Source organism: Flavobacterium piscinae (assembly GCF_004122145.1).
Lineage (GTDB): Bacteria > Bacteroidota > Bacteroidia > Flavobacteriales > Flavobacteriaceae > Flavobacterium > Flavobacterium piscinae.
This window is the reverse complement of sequence record NZ_SBKQ01000001.1, coordinates 16763-40632: the sequence shown is the minus strand read 5'-3', so window position 1 is coordinate 40632 and position 23870 is coordinate 16763. Positions and strand designations below refer to the sequence as shown.

The 23870-nt window shown below is 37.7% G+C and carries 16 protein-coding genes; 3 read left to right on the top strand and 13 right to left on the bottom strand.

Annotated features, from left to right (window positions below; genetic code table 11):
* Nucleotides 1-165: 165 nt before the first annotated feature.
* Complete coding sequence (locus EQG68_RS00140; protein WP_129462764.1) at nt 166-4233, bottom strand: choice-of-anchor D domain-containing protein; 4068 nt, start codon at nt 4231-4233, stop codon at nt 166-168.
* A gap of 130 nt (nt 4234-4363) precedes the next feature.
* On the opposite strand from EQG68_RS00140, the gene EQG68_RS00135 reads away from it, so the two are divergent.
* Nucleotides 4364-4843 carry a regulatory protein RecX gene (locus tag EQG68_RS00135; protein ID WP_246011578.1) on the top strand — a complete coding sequence of 160 codons (480 nt, stop codon included), beginning with the start codon at nt 4364-4366 and terminating at the stop codon, nt 4841-4843.
* 1 nt (nt 4844) lies between these two features.
* On the opposite strand, the gene EQG68_RS00130 is transcribed toward EQG68_RS00135, so the two are convergent.
* The 6 genes from EQG68_RS00130 to EQG68_RS00105 form a co-directional block, all read right to left on the bottom strand.
* Nucleotides 4845-6011, bottom strand: a complete 1167-nt coding sequence (locus EQG68_RS00130) for a beta-ketoacyl synthase N-terminal-like domain-containing protein (RefSeq protein WP_129462763.1) — start codon at nt 6009-6011, stop codon at nt 4845-4847.
* Nucleotides 6012-6047: 36 nt separating this feature from the next.
* Complete coding sequence (gene bioA, locus EQG68_RS00125; protein ID WP_129462762.1) at nt 6048-7313, bottom strand: adenosylmethionine--8-amino-7-oxononanoate transaminase; 1266 nt, start codon at nt 7311-7313, stop codon at nt 6048-6050.
* A 10-nt stretch (nt 7314-7323) separates the two neighbouring features.
* Complete coding sequence (bioD, locus tag EQG68_RS00120; protein WP_129462761.1) at nt 7324-7944, bottom strand: dethiobiotin synthase; 621 nt, start codon at nt 7942-7944, stop codon at nt 7324-7326.
* Between the two features lie 64 nt (nt 7945-8008).
* The gene (locus EQG68_RS00115; protein ID WP_129462760.1) at nt 8009-9145 is read right to left on the bottom strand and encodes an aminotransferase class I/II-fold pyridoxal phosphate-dependent enzyme; all 1137 of its coding nucleotides are present in this window, start codon (nt 9143-9145) and stop codon (nt 8009-8011) included.
* Nucleotides 9146-9224: 79 nt separating this feature from the next.
* Nucleotides 9225-11129, bottom strand: a complete 1905-nt coding sequence (locus tag EQG68_RS00110; protein WP_129462759.1) for a S9 family peptidase — start codon at nt 11127-11129, stop codon at nt 9225-9227.
* A 91-nt stretch (nt 11130-11220) separates the two neighbouring features.
* Complete coding sequence (locus EQG68_RS00105) at nt 11221-14886, bottom strand: reprolysin-like metallopeptidase (protein WP_129462758.1); 3666 nt, start codon at nt 14884-14886, stop codon at nt 11221-11223.
* Between the two features lie 242 nt (nt 14887-15128).
* Between EQG68_RS00105 and EQG68_RS00100 the strand changes: the two genes are divergently transcribed.
* Both EQG68_RS00100 and mtgA read left to right on the top strand, forming a co-directional pair.
* Entirely contained in the window at nt 15129-16244 is a 1116-nt protein-coding gene (locus tag EQG68_RS00100; RefSeq protein WP_129462757.1) for an NAD(P)/FAD-dependent oxidoreductase, read from the top strand.
* Between the two features lie 3 nt (nt 16245-16247).
* The gene (mtgA, locus tag EQG68_RS00095) at nt 16248-16928 is read left to right on the top strand and encodes a monofunctional biosynthetic peptidoglycan transglycosylase (RefSeq protein WP_129462756.1); all 681 of its coding nucleotides are present in this window, start codon (nt 16248-16250) and stop codon (nt 16926-16928) included.
* Between the two features lie 152 nt (nt 16929-17080).
* Here mtgA and EQG68_RS00090 read toward each other — a convergent pair whose 3' ends face one another.
* The 6 genes from EQG68_RS00090 to EQG68_RS00065 all read right to left on the bottom strand — a co-directional run bounded on the left by EQG68_RS00090 (nt 17081) and on the right by EQG68_RS00065 (nt 23762).
* Entirely contained in the window at nt 17081-19147 is a 2067-nt protein-coding gene (locus EQG68_RS00090) for a prolyl oligopeptidase family serine peptidase (RefSeq protein ID WP_394343603.1), read from the bottom strand.
* An 86-nt stretch (nt 19148-19233) separates the two neighbouring features.
* A complete protein-coding gene (locus EQG68_RS00085) occupies nt 19234-19608 on the bottom strand; it encodes a DoxX family membrane protein (protein ID WP_129462754.1) in 375 nt (124 codons plus the stop codon).
* A 138-nt stretch (nt 19609-19746) separates the two neighbouring features.
* Entirely contained in the window at nt 19747-20301 is a 555-nt protein-coding gene (locus tag EQG68_RS00080; RefSeq protein ID WP_129462753.1) for a type 1 periplasmic binding fold superfamily protein, read from the bottom strand.
* Nucleotides 20302-20313: 12 nt separating this feature from the next.
* Nucleotides 20314-22695 (bottom strand): TonB-dependent receptor, encoded by a 2382-nt coding sequence (locus EQG68_RS00075; protein ID WP_129462752.1) that lies wholly within the window; start codon nt 22693-22695, stop codon nt 20314-20316.
* Nucleotides 22696-22771: 76 nt separating this feature from the next.
* Nucleotides 22772-23110: a hypothetical protein gene (locus EQG68_RS00070; RefSeq protein WP_129462751.1), complete on the bottom strand. Its 339-nt coding sequence runs from the start codon at nt 23108-23110 to the stop codon at nt 22772-22774.
* A gap of 124 nt (nt 23111-23234) precedes the next feature.
* Entirely contained in the window at nt 23235-23762 is a 528-nt protein-coding gene (locus EQG68_RS00065; protein WP_129462750.1) for a hypothetical protein, read from the bottom strand.
* Nucleotides 23763-23870: the final 108 nt, after the last annotated feature.

Below are 23870 nucleotides of genomic sequence, written 5' to 3'. Positions count from 1 at the left end.
GTTTTTTGGAAATTAGTTTTTCAAAAATGATAAAAAAAACTTAAAACATCAATTAAATTTAACAAAATCAACCCTGTTTTGTTAAATATTCGATGAAATACACTGCCAAATAAAAAATCCCAACCAAAAAATGGAAGGGATTTCTTAATTTATTTTCTCTTTAGATTATATTATCAATTTCTTAGTGACCACTTGACCGTTTTCTAATTTTATCTGAACAATAACTGTTTGTTTTGTAAAATTGACGTTCGATTCAAACTCATTTACAGGTTGACCTTTTTGCGTATGGATCAATCTACCCAAAGTATCATAAACAGAAACTTCTGTAATTTTTTGCAAGGTAGATTTAATATTGAGCTGCCCTTCAGAACCATAGGCAATAACACTAGAAGTTATTGTATCAAAATCCGGATTGGATAAAATTTCATTGACAAATCGTAATTCAAAACGAACATCAAAAACACCGCTTTCTGAATCAAATTCATAAGGGTTTTCCGTTAAATCATGAATAATGTTTAACAGTTTGTCTGCCAAAAACACTTTTTTATCTCCCAACCCTTCAACATCAGCAATTGCTACCGTAAATCTACCGGCTGCTGTGGCGTTGTAACCCATTGGCACTCGATCATTTTCATCAAATGGTAATGCTCTTCCTTGAATGATAAATGGTTTATTATCTATCAATGAATACATTTTAGAAGATCCATGTACTTTAGTAGAAGCGTCAAACAACCTGTCATTTTCATAAGTTGCACCGTCCACATAACCCACTAATGTTCGAACCGGATTGCCATTTTGCGGTATAAAATCTAACCAAATTTTGAAATCTTCTTCTCCTTGCAGTGCATTAGATTGTCTGAAGAACTGATTATTTGCATGTGTTACATTACGCATCGAATTTTTAAAGGTCACTGTTTCTGTCGCAGCTGCACCGTCATTCATCAACACAAAAAATCCTTGGCCTGATGCAATAAAACCATTAAATCCTAACGGACCACTGACTGTTCCTGTTCCGTTGTGTACAATGTAATCATTCGGACTATAATTGTATCCGAAATTATTGTAAAAAGGATCGTTAAAAGCAACATCCGGCAACAATCCATGGGTCCAAATGCGAACCGAACCTTCAATATTTGTATTTTCAGTTAAAAAATCTAACGCTCTTATTGCAGATGGATAGGGATTTCCAAGTAAATTAAAATTATCATCGTTAGCCGTAACGGTTATCGCCGGGTTGGTTGGACTCGGATAACCTCCTCCGGTATACCCTCCTCGTTCGATGGTTGGGGTGAAAATACCATTATTCGGCACTCCCACAAAAGCAGCATTGAAAGGTTGTATGGTATTCGTAAAAGAAGAAGGTCCGCGAACAATATATCCTTTTCCTCGTTCCATAATTTCATTGGTCGTTGTCCAGTTTCCAAAATTTCCTGCAATAGTTGGCAACCACTTGAACACATTGGATGCCGGTGTCCCTGTAGAAATATTTAGCACTGGAAAAGAAGCCACTGGCGACGACCAGTAAACATAATCCAACCGACGAATATTAGCGGTTCTGGTTAAATTTATATTCCCGGTGTTTACAGCATAATCATCTAATTGCACTAAACTTCCATTGTTTTGTACATTTAATGTTCCATTATTGACAATTCTTCCGGCGGATTGTATATAATTTCCATCGGTAATTGTGACTATTCTTGGCGAATTTATTTGACATTCACAGGCAGTGACGTTACCATGAGTGCTAGTATTATAATTACCTGCAAATATGGCTTTCTCTACAGAGGTTGGAGGTAATCCGTCGCCACTCCACGCAACACCATTCCATGTTTTAGGAACCGGTAATCTTCCTCTTAATTGCACATTGTCAATGACCCATATCTCATCATTACGGTCAACATCTAATTCAATTTTTACTTGCAGTTGTGCGACTTGTGGTAAATTCGTTAAAGTTAACAACCTTGTTCCGTTTCCAACTGAACTAGCTGTGGGTTGTATTTCATAAGGAATGTCTAATCCTTTAAAAGGATTTGTAAATGTTGTTCCGCCGCCAAAAACATTCCAAATAGCATTACTGTTTCCTTTTACAATAGCTTCTCTCGACCAAGTAAGCCCACCATCTCCACTGATAAATATGGTAACCCAATCCGACACATCAAGTCCTTGTGTTCCATTGGTAGAATAAGCTCCTATATTAACATTGAAAGACACATCTTGATAAATCGAAGTATCTACAACATCAAATGTCACAATAACTTTTGCCTTCGGATCAAATGTACTTGGATAAGGACCTGTTACTTGTAAGCTATTGTTGTTCAAAAATTTATTTGAAACAACCGTTCTGCTACCGCCAAATGCTGTACCTCCGGTAATCACCGGTGGATTAGCCCCTAACGCTGTTGCCACTGTATAGCCTAAAACGTTTGTTCCCACAGCTCCTTCAAAAGTTTGGGTTTTAAATATTGACGAACCTCCAATCACACATTCGTCAAAATCTATTCCAACCCCTGAAATAGCAAAAGTATATGGACTTTTCCCGGGCACATTGTTCGTAATAGTAACCAAAGCTTCCCGTAGACCTAATGCAGAAGGGTCAAAAGTAATCTCTAACGTAGTACTGTTATTTAAACCTACCGTTGCAGAAGGCATACCGGTTATTGTAAAATCCGCCGCGTTTGTTCCCGAGATGGTTACACCGGTAATATCCAAAATATCCCCTCCCAAATTGATGATAAAAAAGCTACGAAGTTTTGTGCCTGCAGTCACATTTGCATTACCAAAATTGGTATGGTTATTCAAATCCGGAATTGTACTACCTGATACTACTTGATTTCCATTCCCAACAATATTAATATCCGGAGCTAAACCGCCTCCTTGTATGGCAAACGTATAGGGTGCTTCGTCGGAATCGTTATTGATAATCGTAACCGTAGCGTTTCGCACACCACCCGCTGAAGGTGAAAAACGAATGACAAACACACTGTTGTTACCGGAAGTAATTGTTGCTATAGGTTGTGTAAACACCGTAAAATCAGCCGCATGTGTCCCTGAGATTTGAACCCTTGGCACCCCCGTTAAAGTAAGGTTTGAAATTCCTAAATTCTCAATACGGTAATCTTTGTCTTGGTTGGCACCCACCGCTATGCTTGCAAACAACGTATTGTTGAACGCATTCGGAATGGTATTGCCATTGATGATATTATTTGTCCCTCCGGTGGCACCCCGTATATTAATTTCCGGACCGGGATTGGTGATGGTTAAAATTAAGGTTTGCTCATCAAAACCTCCGGCATTGGTAGCGGTAATCGTTATTAAAAAAGTACCTGTAGCTCCTGGTGTTCCGGTAATAACACCCGTGCTCGTATTAATTGAAAACCCTGCCGGCAAACCGGTTGCGTTATAAGAAGTTGGGCTGTTTGTGGCCAAAATTGAATAAGTATAAGGCACCCCTACAAAACCCGACGCCGTTAAATCACTCGTGATAACCGGTGCACTTGGTGGACCAAATGATGCTGTTACAGAAATATCATCTAAGCCAAGCTCATCTCTTGTTCCGCCCACAACATCATCACTATTCCAACGAATGTAAAAATAATCGCTAGGAGCAATGGACAACCCTGTAATCGTTGTTGACCTGGAAGGAGTTGATCCTTCTTGTAGCCAAGTTGTACCACTTGCGGCTACTGGAGTTGCAAAATCCAATGCCCCCACTGCAATATACGAAGTATCATCAGTAGAATATGAAAAATTCAACGTGTTTGAAGAAGCTTGGTCATTTCTATAAAAAATATTATAGGATGCAACAATTTGATTGATGAATCCAACCCCGTTATTTTGGATTCGAAGCGTTATTGTTCCTGGTGAAAAGTCACTACCAGAAGGCTGAAACATTAAGCAAGGATTTGCCACACTATTAGGTGCTCCTGTATGGGCGTAAATTCCTCCGGTTGACTGTTGACTATTAACCGCTCCTCTTGCATAATCTCCAGTAATTCTAGTTACTCCGAAAGCTAAAGCTCCATCACTCAAACCTGTTACCGCCCACGCATCCGAATCCAATTGTCCGGCAGTTGGTGTGGCTTGAAAACCTGTTCCGGTGAATGCCCCGTTCGATACACCTGTGACTGTGGAAGAAAAATCAATTGTTTGTGTTGGTGTTCCCTCACTCAATTGTACTTGCCCCCACGAAAAAGCACTTATAAAAAGCACCAATAAAAGTATTCTCTTTTTCATTTTTAGAAATGATCTGTTTTTTATTGCTTTCCTATTGTTTAAAGCGGGTACAAATTTACGGCTAAATTACAGAATTTCAATATCTTTGCGTTACTAAATTATTAACAAAAAAACATTAAATTTTTTAGCATTGCACTCACTCTCAAACACTTCCGTTTTGGATATCATTCAGAAGATGGAATATTACTGCTCTTACCAAGAACGTTGCCATGCCGAAGTGGTTCAAAAACTCTACGCCTTATCGGTTCCTTCAAACCAACAGGACGAAATCATAGTGCATTTACTTCGTCATAATTTTCTGAACGAAGAACGGTTTGCCAAGTTGTTTTCCATTAGTAAATTTCATCAAAAAAAATGGGGGAAAAATAGAATTTCAAACGAATTGAAACAACGAAATATTTCTGATTATCTGATAAAAGTTGGGTTGAAAGAAATTCCGGAGGAAGAATACACAACCACTTTTCACGAATTGGCCGAAAAAACGTGGCATTCGATTACTGAAAAAAATGTACTGAAAAAGCGAAAAAAATACTGTGACACCTTACTCCGAAAAGGTTGGGAAAGCGATTGGGTGTATCAAAAAGTGAAAGCTTTGGAGAAAAATGTGTAACCTACTCGTTTTTGCTTAACACAATACTCACCGCATTGCCTCCAAAACCCACGGCATTGACCATGATTTTTTGTAATGGTCGGATTTGCTGTTGCGACTCCAAAAAAGGAACATTTATAAATTGATTGTGTTGCAACATCAACAACGCCATTTCTACACTCAACATGCCGGATGCTCCAAACGTATGGCCTATTTTCCATTTGTTATTGGTGAGTAATGGAAGGTTCTTTCCAAAAACAATTTCTATTGCTTTTCTTTCACTCAAATCACCTTGAATGGTTCCGGGTGAATGGGTGACAATCACATCAATTTCTTCGGGATTCGTTTTTCCTAAAGCCATTTTCATCGATTTTTGAAAACAAGTCGCCTCCGCCGAAATGGAAACAGAATGAGTTAAATTTTCAGTGGCATAACCAAATCCTTCTACATAGGCGAGGGCATTTTCTTTCGTTTCGTTTTCCATGCAAATCACTGCAGCTGCCTCTCCCAACACCATGGTGTTTTTGGTTTTAGAAAAATCAAAGGTTCTACACGGATACGGATTATCACTTTCTACCGAGGAATAAATCTTCATGGCTTGCATTTGTGCAATGGTAAACGGCGTAAGCGGTGCTTCACTCCCACCCACTAAAAATTTATCAGCCATCCCCGACCGAAGCCAAGCAATGCCATTTAACAACGCATGTAAAGCAGTTGAACACGTAATGGAATGCGAAATTTCGGGGCCGTTGTTTTGTAAATCCTGGGCCACCCAACTGGAAATATTGCCCAAGGTAGTGGTTGGCGAAGCTAAGGTTTGAGCTTTTCCGGTGGATAAAAACTCGGTGAGGTGTTTTTCGAACAATTGCGTAGCTCCGCGAGAAGAACCGATGTTGATGCCAAAAACAGTATCCGGCTTCCATCCGGCTGTTGCCACCGCTTGTCGTGAAGCCAAAATAGCAAATAAAACGGAATCGTCCAGTGATTTATAATTCGATTCAGCTAATCGCAATGCCTCAACTTTTTGTTTGCTTTCTTCCGCTAAAAAAGAAGCAAAAACCGTAGCTGTTCCGATTGAATTGGGTTTGATTAAGGATTCTTCCGATTGATAGGATTCCCATACCGCAACCGGATCATTTCCCAAAGGAGAAACTGATGCAAACGAAGTTATGGCAATTTTTGAGTTCAAAAAAGAGGAATTTGGGTCTACTTATAAAATGCAAATTTACATTATCTCTAAGGCTTTTTCAATGGTTTTATAAATTATTTCCAATTGCTCATTGGTGGTAACATATGGCGGAAGAACATAAATGGTATTCCCAACCGGACGAAGAATGATGCCGTTTTCGATAAAAAATGCATACAACTTATTCCTAAAATCACCGTAATAACTCTCCGTTGTTTCTCTTTTGATTTCAAAGGCCAAAATGATTCCTAATGTTCTGCAATTTTGAACGTTGGGATACTTTTTCAATCGGTGAGCAAATTGCAAATGTTGTTGTTCTATTCGCGAGATGTTTTCTTGCATTTCGTTAGAAAAAAGCAACTCAATCGAAGCCAAAGCTGCAGCACATCCCGTCGGATTTCCGGTAAAAGTATGTCCGTGAAATAAAGCTTTATTCACATCATTCGACAAAAATCCATCAAAAATTTCTTGTGTAAAACTGGTCACCGCCATCGGAATGGTTCCGCCGGTTAACGCTTTTGACAAACACATCATATCAGGTTGTTCGCTTAAATAATCACACGCGAATGTTTTTCCCGTTTTACCAAAACCGGTCATGATTTCATCGGCAATAGTAAACACTTTATGTTTTTGGCAAAGCGAAATTAATTTGTCCAATTCTTGTGGTTCATACATCACCATTCCGGCTGCACCTTGTACGAGCGGTTCAAAAATAAACGCAGCAAATTCGTTGGTTTGCAGTACATTTTCCAACAAGGTCAAACTATTGTTTTCTGTTGTTGGTAAGGGAATCCGAACCACTTCCAACAAGGAACCTTGAAACGCTTCCGTAAAAAAAGTAATACCACTAGCGGCCATGGCTCCAAAGGTATCACCGTGAAAACCTTCTTCAAAGGCGAGGATTTTGGTACGCTTTTCGCCTTTGTTATAAAAAAATTGCAACGCGGATTTGATAGCAATTTCCACCGCGGTTGAACCATTGTCTGAATAAAATAATTTTTTTTGATTGGACGGTAAAATAGAAAGAAGTTTTTCAGCCAATTCCACCGCGGGTTTATTGGTAAAACCACCAAATAAAACATGTTCTAAGGTGGTCAATTGGTTATAAATCGCTTTGGCAATGATGGGGTTGGAATGTCCAAACGGATTGACCCACCAACTGGAAATGGCATCGATGTATTGCTTCCCGTTTTCATCCCACAAGTAAACGCCTTCACCTTTGACAATCGCCGGTAAAAGTCCGGTGGTTTGGTGTTGGGTATACGGATGCCAATTGTAAAGTTGATCTTTTTGGGAAAGGTTCATGATTGGATTTTTAAACAATGTGTTGCAGATTTTCTTTAAACTTTTCAGCGTAATAGAAAATGACATTTTGATCGAAATACGGTTCGTTGTCAATTCTTCCGATGAAGTTGACCCCGGTTTTGGATAAAATAATGGATTCCGTAGCGGGATTTTCATCACCGGAAAAAACTATTCCGGCAATGGCTATTTTTCGGTTTTGAAGGGCTTCGATCGTCAACAACGTATGATTAATACTCCCCAAATAATGACGAGAAACGACAATTACTTTATAATCAGGTTGAATCAAATCGAGAATAGTTGCTGTTTGGTTGAGCGGGACAAAAAGTCCGCCGGCACCTTCAATCACCAAATGGTTGTTTGTTTTTGGGGTTGTGATGTTTTGAATATCGATGGCAACTCCGTCAATTGCTGCTGCATAATGCGGACTGGCCGGAGTTTGCAAGGCATAACTGTTCGGGTGAATTTTTGTTTTGGAATTGGACAGGAGTGATTGTAGTTTATGGCTATCGGAAAAGTGTAAATCACCGGCTTGGACGGGCTTCCAATAATCGGCTTCCAAGGCTTCAGTAATGATGGCGGATGTAATTGTTTTTCCTACGTCGGTTCCTATTCCGGTAATAAATAATTTCATGGCGTTTGTTTAACTGCAAAGTTCGCAAAGAATATGGGAAGTTCACAAGGATTTTTGGAAAAGATTATAATAAAGAAAGAACTGTCTTGATCTCTTCTTCAGTATTGAAACTATGTAAACAAAACCGCAATCTTTCCTGACCTTCAGGAACGGTGGGCGAAAGAATAGGTTTTACGTCAAAACCGTTTTGTTGGAGGTGTTGTGCAATGGTTTTTACTCGCTCGTTTCCGGGGATTATGACGGAATGGATGGATGAATTGGATGGAAGATGAGAATTGGAAGAGGAAAGACATGACTTAAAATAAGCAATGTTTTGAATAAGTATTGCTCTTTCTTGCTTGCTTTTAGCCAATTGCTGATAGGCCACAAAAATCGTTGCGACAGCATGGGGCGATAATCCGGTGGTATATATAAAACTTCGGGCAAAATTGACTAAATAATTCTTGAGTTGTTGGCTGCCTAAAATAGCCGCTCCGTGGCAGCCTAATGCTTTTCCGAAGGTGATAATTCGTGCAAAAACCTTGTCGTGTAGGTGCAATTGTTGCACTAAGCCTTGACCATTTTCACCAAAAATGCCAATAGCATGAGCTTCATCTACTACTAAATAGGCCTTATATTTTTCAGCTAATTGCACCAACTTTTCCAAATCAGGGGAATCGCCATCCATAGAAAAAATACTCTCGGTAACAATGTAAACGGTTGACTGTTGTTCGTTGTCGGTTATTTGACTACATTTATTCAGTAAATTTTCTAAATCAACGACATCGTTGTGTTTGAATTTGAATGATTTAGCCAAACTCATTTGAATACCATCTCGAATGGAGGCATGACTGAGTTCGTCAAATAATATAATGTCGTTGCGTTGCAGAACGGAGCTGAAAAAACCCACATTAGCATCGTAGCCGGAATTGAAAATAAGAGCTGCTTCGGCTTGATGAAACTGAGCAATATATTCTTCTGTTTCTGAATAAATCGAATGGTTTCCACTAAGTAAACGTGAACCGGTCGCTCCATTTATTTTGTAATTTCTAGAAACCAGCAATTCATGTGTTTGCTGAAAAATTTCTTCACTTTTGGCGAAACCCAAATAATCATTAGAGGAAAAATCAACTAATTGATTGGGAATTGACAATTGCCGTAAGGCGTTACTTTCTGTTCTTAGCGATAATTTTAGAGAAAGTTTTTTTGGAAAAGCATCCATGATAAGTGAGCGTTATTAATTCGTCAGCAATTCCAAAAACAGCCCTTACCGGTTAGTAAAGGCTATTTTATGGATTCCTTTAAAGGGTTTCTTTCAACCATCCAAAAAATTCACGTTGCCAAACAATCGCATTCTGCGGTTTAAGCACCCAGTGATTTTCTTCAGGAAAAAGAATAAAACGACTTTTGATTCCCTGCAATTGTGCGGCCTGAAACGCTTCTTGTCCTTGTCCTATCGGCACGCGGTAATCTTTACCACCTTGAATGATAAGCATAGGAGTATCCCATTTGTTTACCATTTTTACAGGATTAAATTGGTTGTATGTTTTTTGAGCGGCTGCATTGTTGGTTTCCCAATAAGCACCCCCAATATCCCAATTGGTGAAGAACACTTCTTCGGTGGTTCCGTACATACTTTCTAAATTAAACACACCACAATGAGAGATGAAGGTTTTGAAACGTTTGTTGTGAATTCCCGCCAAATAAAACACGGAGTAACCTCCATAACTGGCTCCAACAGCTCCTAATCGAGACTTGTCTACATAACTTTCTTTGGCTACATCATCAATTGCGGATAAATAATCATCCATTACTTGTCCGCCCCAGTCTTTACTGATTTGTTCGTTCCATTCTACACCGTGTCCAGGCATTCCACGTCGGTTGGGAGCTACCACGACATACCCTTGTGAAGCCATCAAACTGAAATTCCAACGGAAAGAATAAAACTGAGACAAAGCTCCTTGCGGACCACCTTGACAATACAACAACGTGGGGTATTTTTTGGTTTTATCGAAATTAGGCGGTAGTATTACCCACACCAACATTTTTTTACCATCTGTTGTAGAAACATATCTTTTTTCAATTTTTGGTAAAGCTAATTTGTTATAGGTTTCATCATTTACTTTAGTGATTTGAAGCCATGTTTTTTTCTTGAAATCGTAGGAATAAATTTCTTTGGCGTGGTTCATGTCCGTTCTTCCCAAAATTATTTTATCGCCTGAAAAGCCTATGATATCCGTCACATCAAAATCACCTGAAGTAATTTGACGAACAGTAATGGCTATTCGAGTTAGACCCGGAAAGTTTACTTCAAATAATTGCTTAGTCCCATCCACCGGAGCTAAGAAAAAGACTTTCTTTCCATCGGCACTCCAAGTAAAACTGTCCACTGTGCCATCCCAATTGGCCGTAAGGTTCATATCCATTCCTTTGAATCGAACGATGATGTCGTTTTTATCGGCTTCATAACCATCACGTTTCATTTGCAACCAAGACAATTCCCCGTTTGGTGAAATGGTGGGATGGGTATCATATCCTAAATTACTTTCAGTAAGATTATTAGTGGTTTTGGTTTCTAAATTGTATTCATATAAATCGGTGTTGGTGGAAGTAGCATAAGCCGTACCGGATTTCTTTTTAGAAACATAAATAATACTTTTGCCGTCTTTAGACCAAATATAATCTTCATCGCCACCGAAAGGTTTTTGAGGAGAATCAAAGGGTTCATCTTTCATAATATCCACAAATGATTTTTCTTTGTTAACTTCAGAAAAGCCAACATGGTTGTAACTTCCTTCGTTCCAAGTATCCCAATGGCGATAATTTAAACCACTATAAATTTGTACCTCTGACTTTTTTAAGTCGGGATGAATATCTTTTCCGTTAATTTTTTCAATTTTTATTTCTTTGTGGGAAAGTATATGTTTCCCATCAGGAGATAAGTTTTTGTCCATTAAAAGTTCTTTGGTATCAGCAACTTCAATAGCCATTCCACCATTAATTGGGACACTAAACGTTTTAGAATTCAATTTGTTTTCTTCCACCGAAGGGATAGATACTTTATAAACAACACTTTTCCCGTCTTTGGTAATTCCTAAAGGTGATACTCGTCCCAATTTCCATAATAACTCAGGCGTCAATATTTGTTGAGCAGTTGCGGCGGTTAATCCCATAAAACAGCTTACGATTAAAATTATGTTCTTCATTTGATAAAAAATTAAAGGCTAAAAGTAACGAATTTTTTGCCATAAAAAAAGCCACCTCAACAGAGATGGCTTTTTTGAAGTTAGATTTCTCTTATTGTTTGATGAATGGTTTTGTTTTAGAACCGGTTTCATTTGAAATTTGAATTAAATAAGTTCCTGTAGCTAAAGAACCTACATAAATACTTTCATTTTCAATTTTTCCTTTTCCTAATTCTTGACCCATCATATTATAAATCACATAGGTTGATTCTCCTTCTAAATTAGCAATATTTAAAATATCACCTTTAATAGGATTAGGATATAAAACAAAATCTGAGCCTTCCTCATCGTCAGATTCATCTAAACGATTTCCAATACCGTTGCACGTGTTGGAAGAAAAAGAATCCCAATCTGCTGTTCGGTTAAACGTTGTACTTGGTGATAAAATAGATGCTTTTCTTCGCAAAGTTGTGTTTGCCGCAAAATTTGAAGAACCGCCATTAAACGTTCCGATAATATCAATTAGCACCCCGTTTTTAAATAATCCAACCGGATCATTCCCATTAAATGTCATGGCTGTAACCGAAGTTGAAATATTTGCATTAGCTCTATTATAACAAGCCGCACTGATTGAACTGTGAACAATAACAAATTTTGCTCCATTGTTAATTGTACCGGACAAGTTCAACGCCGTACCCCAAGAACCGGAACCATTCGTTTGCTTTCTGATTGAGTAACCACTTAAATTTACAGCACTACCGGTATAATTGGCAATTTCTAAAGCTTTGTTATTTGACGTACCTTCTACATATTCGGAGAATAATAAATCTGTTCCGTTTCCGGCTGCTGCCAATGTTGTAACGTTTACAGTATTACTGGAGGATGAAATATTTCCGGCAGCATCTTTTGCACGAACACTAAAGGTATAAGTTGTAGAGGCTGTTAAACCTGTAATTCCTGCTGTAGTAGTAGCTACAGTTCCTAATAATGTAGTTCCACTGTATACATCATATCCTGTTACACCCACATTGTCTGTTGAAGCATTCCAAGATAAATTTGTTGTCGTTTGTGTAGTCCCGGAAGCTATTAAATTGGTAGGGGCTGACGGAGCCGTTGTGTCCGTTGTGCCCACAACAAGATTAACAGTATAATCCTCTACTTGACCATACGAAAATGTTTCACAAGCTGTTGGTGTACCATTGTATTTCATCGAAACCCTCATTCGTGTTGGGCCATTAGCCGCTGTAGTTGGAATGGTAAACGTTCCGGAAACCGGTGTTGCTGTTGTAGGAGCTAAACTCCAAACCGTTTCACCTGTATCGGTAAATAATCCATTTTGATTATAATCGATAAACACGGCATATCCTTCACTATAAGTTGTCCCCGTCCAAGTAGGTGTGATGGTAATTGTAGCACTGGACCCTTTTGTTAAATCAGTAGACAGTGAAGTATAGTCAACATAACCCGTTACACCTCCTGAAGAATTATCGATGGTTCCTATTTGAACTCTTCCTATATATTCATCAACAATACTATTTCCTTGCGAAGTACAATAAGTCAATCCGGCTGCAAGGGTTGTTACACTTACTGTATTGCTGTTTACGGATATATTTCCTGCTGCATCTTTTGCTCTTACATTAAAGGCATAAGTTGTTGATGGAGTTAATCCTGTTACCGCAAAGGTAGTAGCAGTTGTTGTTGAACCAATCAAGACACCGCCTCTATACACATCATAACCGGTTACGCCCACATTGTCTGTAGCACCTGACCAAGATAAGTTGGTGGAGGTAGACGTAGTTCCGGCTGCGGCTAATGTTGGAGCAGTTGGAGCTACGGTATCAGAGGAACCGGCAGTGATGGTAAAATTAGCATTGGAAACATCAAAGAAAATATGATTGTTTCCTTTGACCATGATACGGTTTTGATTACCTTGTGTATTTGGAATTGTAATCGCTTGTGAACCATCGTTTGGCGTGGCGGTAACTAAATTTGACCATGTGTTTCCTCCATCTGTAGAGATTAAAATATCAACGTTTGCACAATTAACGCCATTGGCTGTGGTTCCGGCTACGTTCCAAGTGACGGTTTGTGTACTTCCGGCCGGATAAGATACTGCTGTGTTGGGTGAAGTTACTGTAAATGGACCTGCAGTTCCATTTACTGTTACAATCATATCGTCGCTATTATTGGCAGAACCACCGGCTCTATTGTCACGAACAGTTAATCTGAAATTCATCGTTCTGGCAACTGAAGGAAGAGCTTCAACGGTAATTTCTGTTCCTGTTGTTGTAGTCGCACCCGCTAGAATAGATTGCATTCTTGGAAAATAACGAACAGGCGAGGTACTCGGACTGTAAGACCTGAAAGTAGGTCCGGAAGTACGAGTTGCACTAGCCGCAGAACTTGCTCCTGTTGCGTTAGAAGCGGCATTGTCAAACTGTTCCCAGATATAGGTTAAGGCATCTCCATTTGCATCGGTCCCTGAACCGGTTAACATAAAAGGAGTACTTCTTGGAATGGTATAATCTAAACCTGCATTAGCAGTTGGTACCGCATTTCCTGTTGCTGTATTCGTTTGACAGGTTTTTCCTTTCACATTATTCGTTACTTGTTGAATGCTAAATGCATGAAAATAAGCGTCTGAATTTGGTTGAACATCTTGACCGGTTATTCCGGCATATCCCATAATCGTAGAGCCTGAACCCGGTTCCATGTTAGCACCTGTTCCCTCGTTGCTGAAAGAAAAAGTATGATTGGCACCAAATTGGTGACCCATTTCGTGAGCTACATAATCAATGTCAAATAAATCTCCGGTTGGAACTGTTGCAGCTGTAAATGCACTTCCTTTCGAACCATTCACACATACACAACCAATACAACCCGCATTTCCATTGTTAGAAGCTCTCACAAATAGATGTCCAATATCATAATTGGCCTCACCAATAACAGAAGTCAATGTGCTTTGAACCTGACTGTTATAACTTGTAGTATAAGGGTCGGTTGAGGCGTTAGTATAAATTACTAAATCGGTATTGGCAATTAAAACCATTCTCACGGCAAAATCTTTTTCAAAAACACCGTTTACTCTTGTCATTGTAGCATTGATGGCAGCCAATGCTTGTGCTTTTGTACCACCAAAATAAGCCGTATATTCACCGGTTGTTGAAACCGCTAAACGGAAAGTTCTTAAGGTACTGTCATCCGCATTTGGGCGTAAAGTTGAAGGGTCGATTTGATCTGCTACCGCATCGATGACACCACATTCAAATGGAGAAAATTGTTTTACTTTATCCGCTTTTTTAAACACTGAGTAGGTAAGTAAATCTTGGGTAAGCGGTTCTATGAAAACAGCTGGCTTTCCGCCATTTAATTGCATCGATTGAAACCCTAACGGAGAAATACTAAAATAAACCGTTGAGGTTGGATTGTCAATACCAATTCCGATATAGGATTTAATATTGGGATAATTAGCGGCTAATTCAGGTGCTAAAATTGAGTTTTCATATACACTAAAACGTTCCATTATACCCTCTCCATTTGGTAAAGAGATAACTTTTCCGTTTTTGGTTTGTGCAAAGCGATTAGGTGCAGTTGATAAAACCGATTGAATACCATTGACATCCAATTCAAACAATTTACTTTGAGGAATTTCTTTTTTGCTTTCCAAAAGAGCTGATGTACTTTTTAAAGTAGCGGATTTCCAAAAATTGCTTTTCTCTTGTGCATTGGAAAAGCATACACTTGCCAGCAGTGCAATCGTAAGTAATTTAAGCTTCATACATTTTGGTTAATTAGTTAATAGAAAGCCAAATGTAAAATTATTTTCATGCTGTTAACCGATGTTATGACTATTTTATTAACAATTTGAAAAAAATATGTTTAACCTGTTGATGTATTGACAATACATATGTTAAAATTTAGAATATATACAGAAACAGATTCAATAAAAAACCATCGCTTTGGAAAATATTTTCAATACATTAAAATAAAAAGTACATTTATGAAAAAATTTTCATCATCATGCAGCTTAGTTTTTGGGAACTTAAAAATTGGTTTACAAACGTAGATTTCACGATTGTAGGTAGTGGAATTGTCGGGTTGCATTGTGCTCTTGAATTGCGTGATAAATTTCCCTCTGCAAAAATTTTAGTACTCGAAAAAGGTGTTCTTCCACAAGGAGCGAGTACAAAAAATGCCGGATTTGCCTGCTTCGGCTCTGTTTCTGAAATCTTAGATGATTTAAACTCACACACCGAAGAAGAAGTCTTGCAATTGGTCCAAAAAAGATGGGATGGATTGCAATTACTTCGTAAGCGAGTGGGTGATGAAAAATTAGATTTAAAACCTTACGGCGGATATGAATTGTTTTTAATAGAAGATGAATCTACGTATGAAGAATGTTTGCAGAAGCTACCGTTTATCAATGAATTGTTGAAACCGTTATTTAAAAATGATGTTTTCTCAAAAGAAGTAGATCGATTTGCATTCAAGGGAATTCAGGAATATGTGCTTTTTAATCCGTATGAAGCTCAAATTGATACCGGAAATATGATGCAACAATTGTTGAAATTAGCAGTACAAAACAATATTCTAATTTTAAATCAACAAACCGTTACTTCTTTTGTTGAGACAAACAGTCAGGTAGAAGTATTTTTAGGTGATTTTTCTTTTTCAAGTAAAAAATTATTTTTTGCTACAAATGGATTTGCCAATGCATTGACCAATGGCGAAGTTAAACCGGCAAGAGCTCAAGTTTTGATTACTAAACCAATCCCTAATTTAGATATAAAAGGAACGTTTCATTTGGATAAAGGCTATTTTTATTTCAGAAATTTTGAAGATAGAATATTAATAGGCGGAGGAAGAAATTTAGATTTTGAAGGTGAAACGACAACAGAATTATCCCAAACAGAAATTATTCAGAATAAGTTGGAGCAATTGCTAAAAGAAGTAATTTTGCCCAATCAATCGTTTGAAATTGAACACCGCTGGAGCGGAATTATGGGTGTTGGCAATCATAAAAAACCAATTGTAAAACAGTTGAGTGAAAATGTATTTTGTGGTGTTCGCTTAGGGGGAATGGGTGTGGCGATTGGTAGTTTGGTGGGTAAAGAATTAGCAGATTTAATCGATTAATGTATGATAAAAAAATTATTCCGTTTCCTTTGGAAAGCGATGTGGTGGTTTTTTGGAATTTCTATTTTTTTAGTGATTCTATTCAAATTTGTTCCGGTTCCCTTTACCCCTTTAATGGGAATTAGAGCCATCGAACAAAAAAAAGAAGGCAAAGAAATGATTTGTAGTCACGATTGGGTGCCGATAGAAGAAATTTCCATCAATCTGCAAAAAGCAGTCATTGCCAGTGAAGACGGTCATTTTTTAACCCATAATGGTTTTGATTTTGAGGCGATTGAAAAAGCCATGGAAGCCAATAAAAAAGGCAAAAAATTACGAGGTGGAAGCACGATTTCGCAACAAACCGCTAAAAACGTTTTTCTATGGCAAGGAAGAAGTTATTTGCGTAAAGGTTTGGAAGCCTATTTCACCGTTTTAATCGAATTGATTTGGGGAAAAGAACGCATTATGGAAGTATATTTAAATAGTATTGAAATGGGTAATGGCGTATATGGTGCTCAAGAAGCCTCCCGAGTTTGGTACCGAAAAGATGCGATTAACTTAACACCAAGAGAAGCCGCCGGAATTGCAGCGATTCTTCCTAATCCAAGAAAATTTAAAGCTTCTAATTCTTCTAATTATATTAACCGCAGAAAAAATTTCATCGTAAGACAAATGAGTTATTTAGGGAAAATTGAGTATTAATTTTTTAGGAACACGGATTTTAAAAATAGTAACTATATAATTTTAAAAATTTTATTTCTTCCTTTAATCTCTATACTAAATAAACAAAAAATAACCGCTGATTCGCAGATTATTATTCGCGAATTAGCGGTTATCCTTTTCTAAATCTGTTTTTAAATTTTCTTTATCCCCATATTAAACAACGTAAATGCCTGAATATCGGCGTTTTCCTCAATGGTTTTAGAAATTGGTTTTCCGGCACCATGCCCGGCATTCACATCAATTCGAATTAAAACAGGATTTTCTCCGGCTTGTTTGTCTTGCAACTCCGCAGCAAACTTAAAACTGTGAGCCGGCACTACTCTATCGTCATGATCGCCGGTTGTCACTAAAGTGGCAGGGTATTGTACTCCTTTTTTCACGTTGTGAACAGGCGAATAATTTTTCAAATACTCAAACATTTCTTTGCTGTCATTGGCCGTCCCATAATCATACGCCCATCCTGCTCCTGCTGTAAATGTGTGGTAACGTAACATGTCTAACACACCTACCGCAGGTAATGCCACTTTTGCTAAATCCGGACGTTGCGTCATAACAGCTCCCACCAATAATCCTCCATTTGAACCACCACGAATGGCTAAATAATCAGATGAGGTGTACTTTTGTGCAATCAAATATTCGCCGGCGGCAATAAAATCGTCAAATACGTTTTGCTTTTTCATTTGTGTTCCGGCATCGTGCCATTTTTTACCGTATTCACCGCCACCACGTAAATTAGCCACCGCATAAATTCCGCCATTTTCCATCCAAACAGCATTGGTAATACTGAAACTTGGTGTTAAACTGATATTGAATCCACCATATCCATACAAAATAGTTGGATTTTTACCATCCAATTTTAGTCCTTTTTTATGGGTAATTATCATCGGAATTTTTGTGCCGTCTTTGGAAGTATAAAATATTTGTTTGCTTTCGTAATCGGTAGAATTGAAATCTACTTTCGGTTTTTGATACTCTTTAGATGTTCCGGTTTTTGGATCAAAGGAATAAATGGTTCCGGGTGTGACATAATTTGAAAAACTAAAATACAATTCTTTTTCTGTCTTTTTCCCACCGAAACCTCCGGCTGAACCTACGCCGGGTAATTTTACTTCGCGAATTGCTTTTCCTTCATAATCATATTGGACTACTTGCGAAATAGCATCTTTCATGTAACGGGCAAAAATATAGCCTCCTCCGGTTGAAGGAGATAACACATAATCCGTTTGCGGAATAAAATCTTTCCAGTTTTCAGGTTTAGGATTTTTAGCATCCACCGTTACGATTTTTTGGTTAGGAGCATTCAAGTTCGTCACGATGTATAGTTTTGAACCCACATTATCAATCACATAATTGTTACTATTGAAATTGTCCACAATGGTTTCCAATTTACTATTTGGATTGCTTAAATCTTTAATATACAATTCATTTCCGGTAGTAGAATTAGCCGCCGTGATAATCAAGTATTGTTGGTCTTCAGAAACACCACCACCCACATATCGTCTCTTTTCGTTCAGTCCAAAAATGACTTTGTCCTCTTCTTGAGCAGTTCCTAATTTATGGTAATACAATTTATGTTGATCGGTTTTGGCTGAAAGTTCACTTCCTTCCGGTTTGTCATAGCTGGAATAAAAGAATCCATCATTTCCTAACCATGAAATACCGCTGAATTTTACATCCACAATCGGTTGCTCCAATACTTTTTTTGAAACGGCATCCATGATGATGATTTTGTTCCAATCGCTTCCTCCTTCAGATATCGAATAGGCAACCAACGAACCATCTTTTGAAAATTCTAAATTCGCCAACGAGGTGGTTCCGTCTGCGGCAAAGGTATTGGGGTCTAAGAAAACCTCTTCTTTGCCGGATTTATCTTTTCGGTATAAAACGGATTGATTTTGCAAACCGTTATTTTTATAAAAATAGGTATAATCACCTTCTTTAAAAGGAGCAGAAATTCGTTCGTAATTCCACAATTTTTCTAAACGTTCTTTAATTTGATTGCGATAAGGAATCGTATTCAAATAATTAAACGTCACTACATTCTGAGTTTTCACCCATTCTTCGGTTTCTTTAGAGCGGTCGTCTTCCAACCAACGATAAGGGTCGTTTACTTCCGTACCAAAATAGGTGTCTTTTACTTCCCCTTTTTTGGTTTCAGGATATTGAATAGAAGAACTGGTTTGTGCATTCATACTCATCACACAAACAATTGCAATTGTTGATAAAGATTTTTTCATTGAAATAATTGATTGATGTACAAAAGTAATCAATCGAGTTGTTAATTTTAGTTAAATAAAGGTCTGTATTTAGGCCATAGCTTATACATTAACACTCCATTAAAAATGGTAACCAGTAACGCTCCGCTAATTCCCGGAATGTCTAAAAACAAATGAAATAGTAGAATATTGACCGAAATCGGAACCAAAACAATCAAAGCAAATGCCACCCATTTATTGAGTAATAACAATGCTCCAATTAGTATCTCCACAATTCCAACAACTTGTAAAACATATCCTGTAGAGGCTAATGAATTGATAAAATCAGCAGCGTTTTCCGGTAATTCAGGAGCAGGAATAAAATTAAAAAATTTGTTTAGTCCGAAAATGACCAGGATGGCTCCCAGTAATATCCGCATAAGTTTTGTAAATTGTGAATTCATAATTATCGAGTTTTTGGTTAGAATTTGATATTGAATTGTCTAAATTAATAAAAAATTAATTATAAAAATCACAATATGGAATAAAAAAAGCAAACTCGTGTTTTCGAATTTGCTTTTTTATAATAAAATGGAACCGTTTTATTCTACAACTACCGGAAAAGTAACTTCAGCATCGGTTGAACCACCTGCATTGGTTATATCACCTGTTGAAACACCTGCTGCATTTTTGTTTAATAAATGTCTCAAAATAACAGTAATATTTCCTGTCCCTGCATTTGCTCCGGTTGTAAAGGTAAATTCTAACCCAAGTGGTTTTCCTTCAGAATCAAAATCTACATAGTTAAAATTACCTAAACTGTTAGAAATTTGATAAAAAACCTGGTGCTCCAAATCTTCTTCTGCTACTTCCACGGAGATGTCTTCTGCCGGATTTTCCAATTCATTTAAAAATTGAACAGAACCCGTATACGTTGTTGCAGTTGCAAAATTACCACTTACCGTAATTGTCGGAGCATTTGGACCATCTCCATCTGTATCTCTTGATGTTAATGTAATGGTTTGACCGCCTCCCACAAATTGTGCGATTACGGTGGTAATTACTTCTTCTTCGTTCACCGGAGAATCATCGTTGCTGCAAGAATTGAAGGTAAAGATTGCTGTTAAGGTCAAAGCCATGATTTTTAAATTTTTCATTTTTGTGTGTTTTTAATAATTAATTTTTATTTGTAATTGTATGTTTCTACCCATTTCATCCACAAAAAAACGTTGGCGATTTAAGTAGTCACGGTAAGTTGTGTTGAATATATTTTGAACGGACAAAGCGAATGTTGTATCCAAATTTTTGAAAGTCTTGAACGTCATTTCTGAATAAAAATGAAACAGTTGATACCCCTTTGGCGGTGTGCTGATGTCAACCAAAACCGGAACAAATTCGCCATCCACAATAATATCGGTTTCAAAATTGAAATTAGGATAACGGTTTTGACGAAAAACCGATTCCGATTGAAGTTCTAGAATCAATCCATTCCATTCCGGTTTTTGGTAGTGGATGGAAGTAGAAATCGTCATCGGCGGCATATCAATCAACGGTTGGTTTTCGGATATATCTTCCCCATTAACGTATACAAATGAAAATTTATGTTGCCAATTAGAAGAAATATTCCACTGCGAATGAAAATCAAGTCCGAGTAAACGAGCCTCGGTTTGTTGAAATTCCCAAACCGGGAAAGCTCCGCGAATCGTGGATTCAAATCCAACAGATCGCAAATACATAAAATTGGAAATGTAATGCAAAAACGGATTGATTTCCACTGAAAAGGATTTTCCGTTTTTGGATAAAGAGGAAGAAAATTTAAGCGATTCTTCTTTCTTTAAACGCAAATCACCCAACTCAATTTGTCCGGTGGAATGATGTAATCCATCCGAAAAAAATTCGGACGGATTCGGATTTCTGTTAGCCAAACTCAAATTATTCAACCATTTCCAACCCGATTGAAAATCTTTTCGAACCCCCAAACTCGCCGAAACATTATGAAAGGTAAAATGCGGTTTGGTCAACCATTGGCTGGCCGCTTCACCCACAATAATATCTGCAAAATCAGCTTGATAACCGCGTTCATCCCAACGGGATTTCAAATAAAACTTCGTGGCTTCGATGGTTGAAAAATCATACCGAATTCCGCCATCCACCACTACATCTTCTTTGATTTCATACGTTCCGATGCCATACCAACTTCCGTCAAATCGCACATAGGTTGGAATCAATGGTCGCACGCCGGTTTCCGGATTGGCAAAATTGTTTTGAAACAATCCACTGATTCCGGTTTTCAAACTAAAACGTTCCAACTCTTTTTTGTAATCCGATTGAAGCGAATGTGTGGTCAATTGTAAATCCAAGGCGGCTTTGTTGATATTTCCTCCTCTACGGATGTCAAATTCATTTCGGTTGTTGAATTGTAGCGAATAAAAAGTAGTAATCGAACTGCTTTCATCCAACTTTTGCATATAATTCAACTTGAATAAATGATGCTGAATGGCTTGTCTCGGTTGTTCAATCGAATAGGTGAAATCATCAATTCTATAAGGAACTTGGTTGTTGATGGAATTATACAAATCGGTCACATTACCAATATGCGAAGCACTCAAAATGCCAATCGTAGCATTATACAAACTGTAAAACGCGGAGAGTTCATAGTTTTCTTTCACATACGAAACATCACCTGAAAAATTCAGTTCGCGGTTTCCGGAATTGGATAAAATGTAATTCGGAGCTTCGCGATCACCAAAATAAGTAAGCGTGGTTGATGCATTCCATCGCCAACCTTCCGAATTTCCTTTGTGAATACTCGAACTTATTGTTCCGCCACGACCGTTCGTGGAGCCGCTGACAATCGTTCTGCCAAACAAGGTGTCTTGTTTCACATTGGTTGACTCAATAATTACCATTCCGCCCACCGCATCGCCACTGTATTGTAAACCCGAAGCTCCTTTGACAACCGAAATTTTTCCGGCCGCATTCAAATCAAAATTCGGAGCGTGTTCAGTTCCCCATTGTTGGTCTTCCAAGCGAACTTGATTGGAAAAAATAGGCACTCGACTGCTGTGCAAACCGTTAATCACCGGCTTGACAATGGTCGTTCCGGTGCGTAAAAGCGAAACGCCGGGGACTTCCTTCAACGCTTCAGCTAAGGTTTTAGAACTGTTTCGCTCGATTGACGCTTTTGAAATGCGTTGTTCCGATAAACTACTGCTGACTTTGGCTGTTTTTTGCTTGACAGTAACCGATTCTAATTTCGTTTCGGATGGTTTCAATTGCACATTCAGTACCACATCTTGGGTCATATCCACCAACGTATCACAGGTTGCATACCCCAAATAGGAAATATACACCCGCAATTCGCCTTTGGGCAAACCATTGATTTCGAATTCGCCAATGGGATTACTGACGGTATTCAAATATTGAGTATGAATGTGACTTCCGGTTAGCGGTTGGTTTTTTTCGTTGGTGATTGTTCCACTTAACGTGAATTGACCATAGCTCGAAAATCCAAACCACAACAAGAAGAAAAGGATAAAAAAGTATCGCATTTTTCCGGTTCAAAATATAAAACACATGAAGCCATTACTATTTTGTAGCAAATGACTGTTTTTTGTTTCTAAGATTTTAAACGGTTTGCGGCGGTCCGCGATGCGAAAAAAGGGAACCTGAAAAGGTAGTAATTAGTGCTTGTTCCTGATACAAGTAAGGAACAGGTTTGATTGGGAAATCAAATCGATAGGTTAATACCTCCGGTTGGGTGTAAAACCAAAAATGAAAATCACAGATGGAACAGCTCTCTTCCGAATGTTGATGCGAAATACCATCGTGAGAATGATGACAAGCTTCCGTTTCCTCAACATAACCAGCCACTAAATACTGATAGCTATGCAATGACTGAAACAGTATTGTGAACAACACTGCCGACATTAAATACAGGTTTAGTAGGGCTACTTTCTTTTTCATTGGGTGCAAAGGTAGGGAAAAAGCTCTTTAAAGGGAAATTTTTAGGAAGAGTTTAGGAAGGGGATTATTTCATAGAAAGTCTTTAATGAGGGTAATGATATTAAAAACGAACTAAATTTAAATTCTATTTTTTGTCATATTCCTCCCATCTATGTATAATGTCTGCTTCTAAAATCTTCTCTACTTTAAATAAATCTATATATACTTTATCATTTGAACAATCCCTAACAGAACAATAACCTTCATTTAATTCTAATGCAGGAGTATGTTTATTACAATAAACTTTTAGATTAAAAATGAAAGGTTTACCAGTATAATTACTAACACCAACACTATATCTACATAATATATTTACATCTCCAAAAGTATAGCGATAATCATCACCAATAAAGTGGTCTTTTTTAGTTTTAACTTTAGTAATGTTTAATTTAGAAAGGACCCAAATAAACAAACCTAATATTAAAATAAATAATATTATATAGTATAAAGGAACATTCAAATTTATAAAATTGTTATATTGTTCTTTTAAGAAGTTTTTTGCTCTCCCCCAGTTATAAGCTGTATAAATACCGCCAACTATTGCAATGATTGCAACTGATATTACTTTACTCCAAACAGGGTCTTTCCAAATACTAAGTAATGTTTTCTTCACTTGTATTACTTTTTGAATCAAAAATACTAATTTACTTTTTACGAATTGAATTTTCTTACAAACCCGCTCCACAATGTCTCCCAACTTTGCGTAATATAAATTTAATTA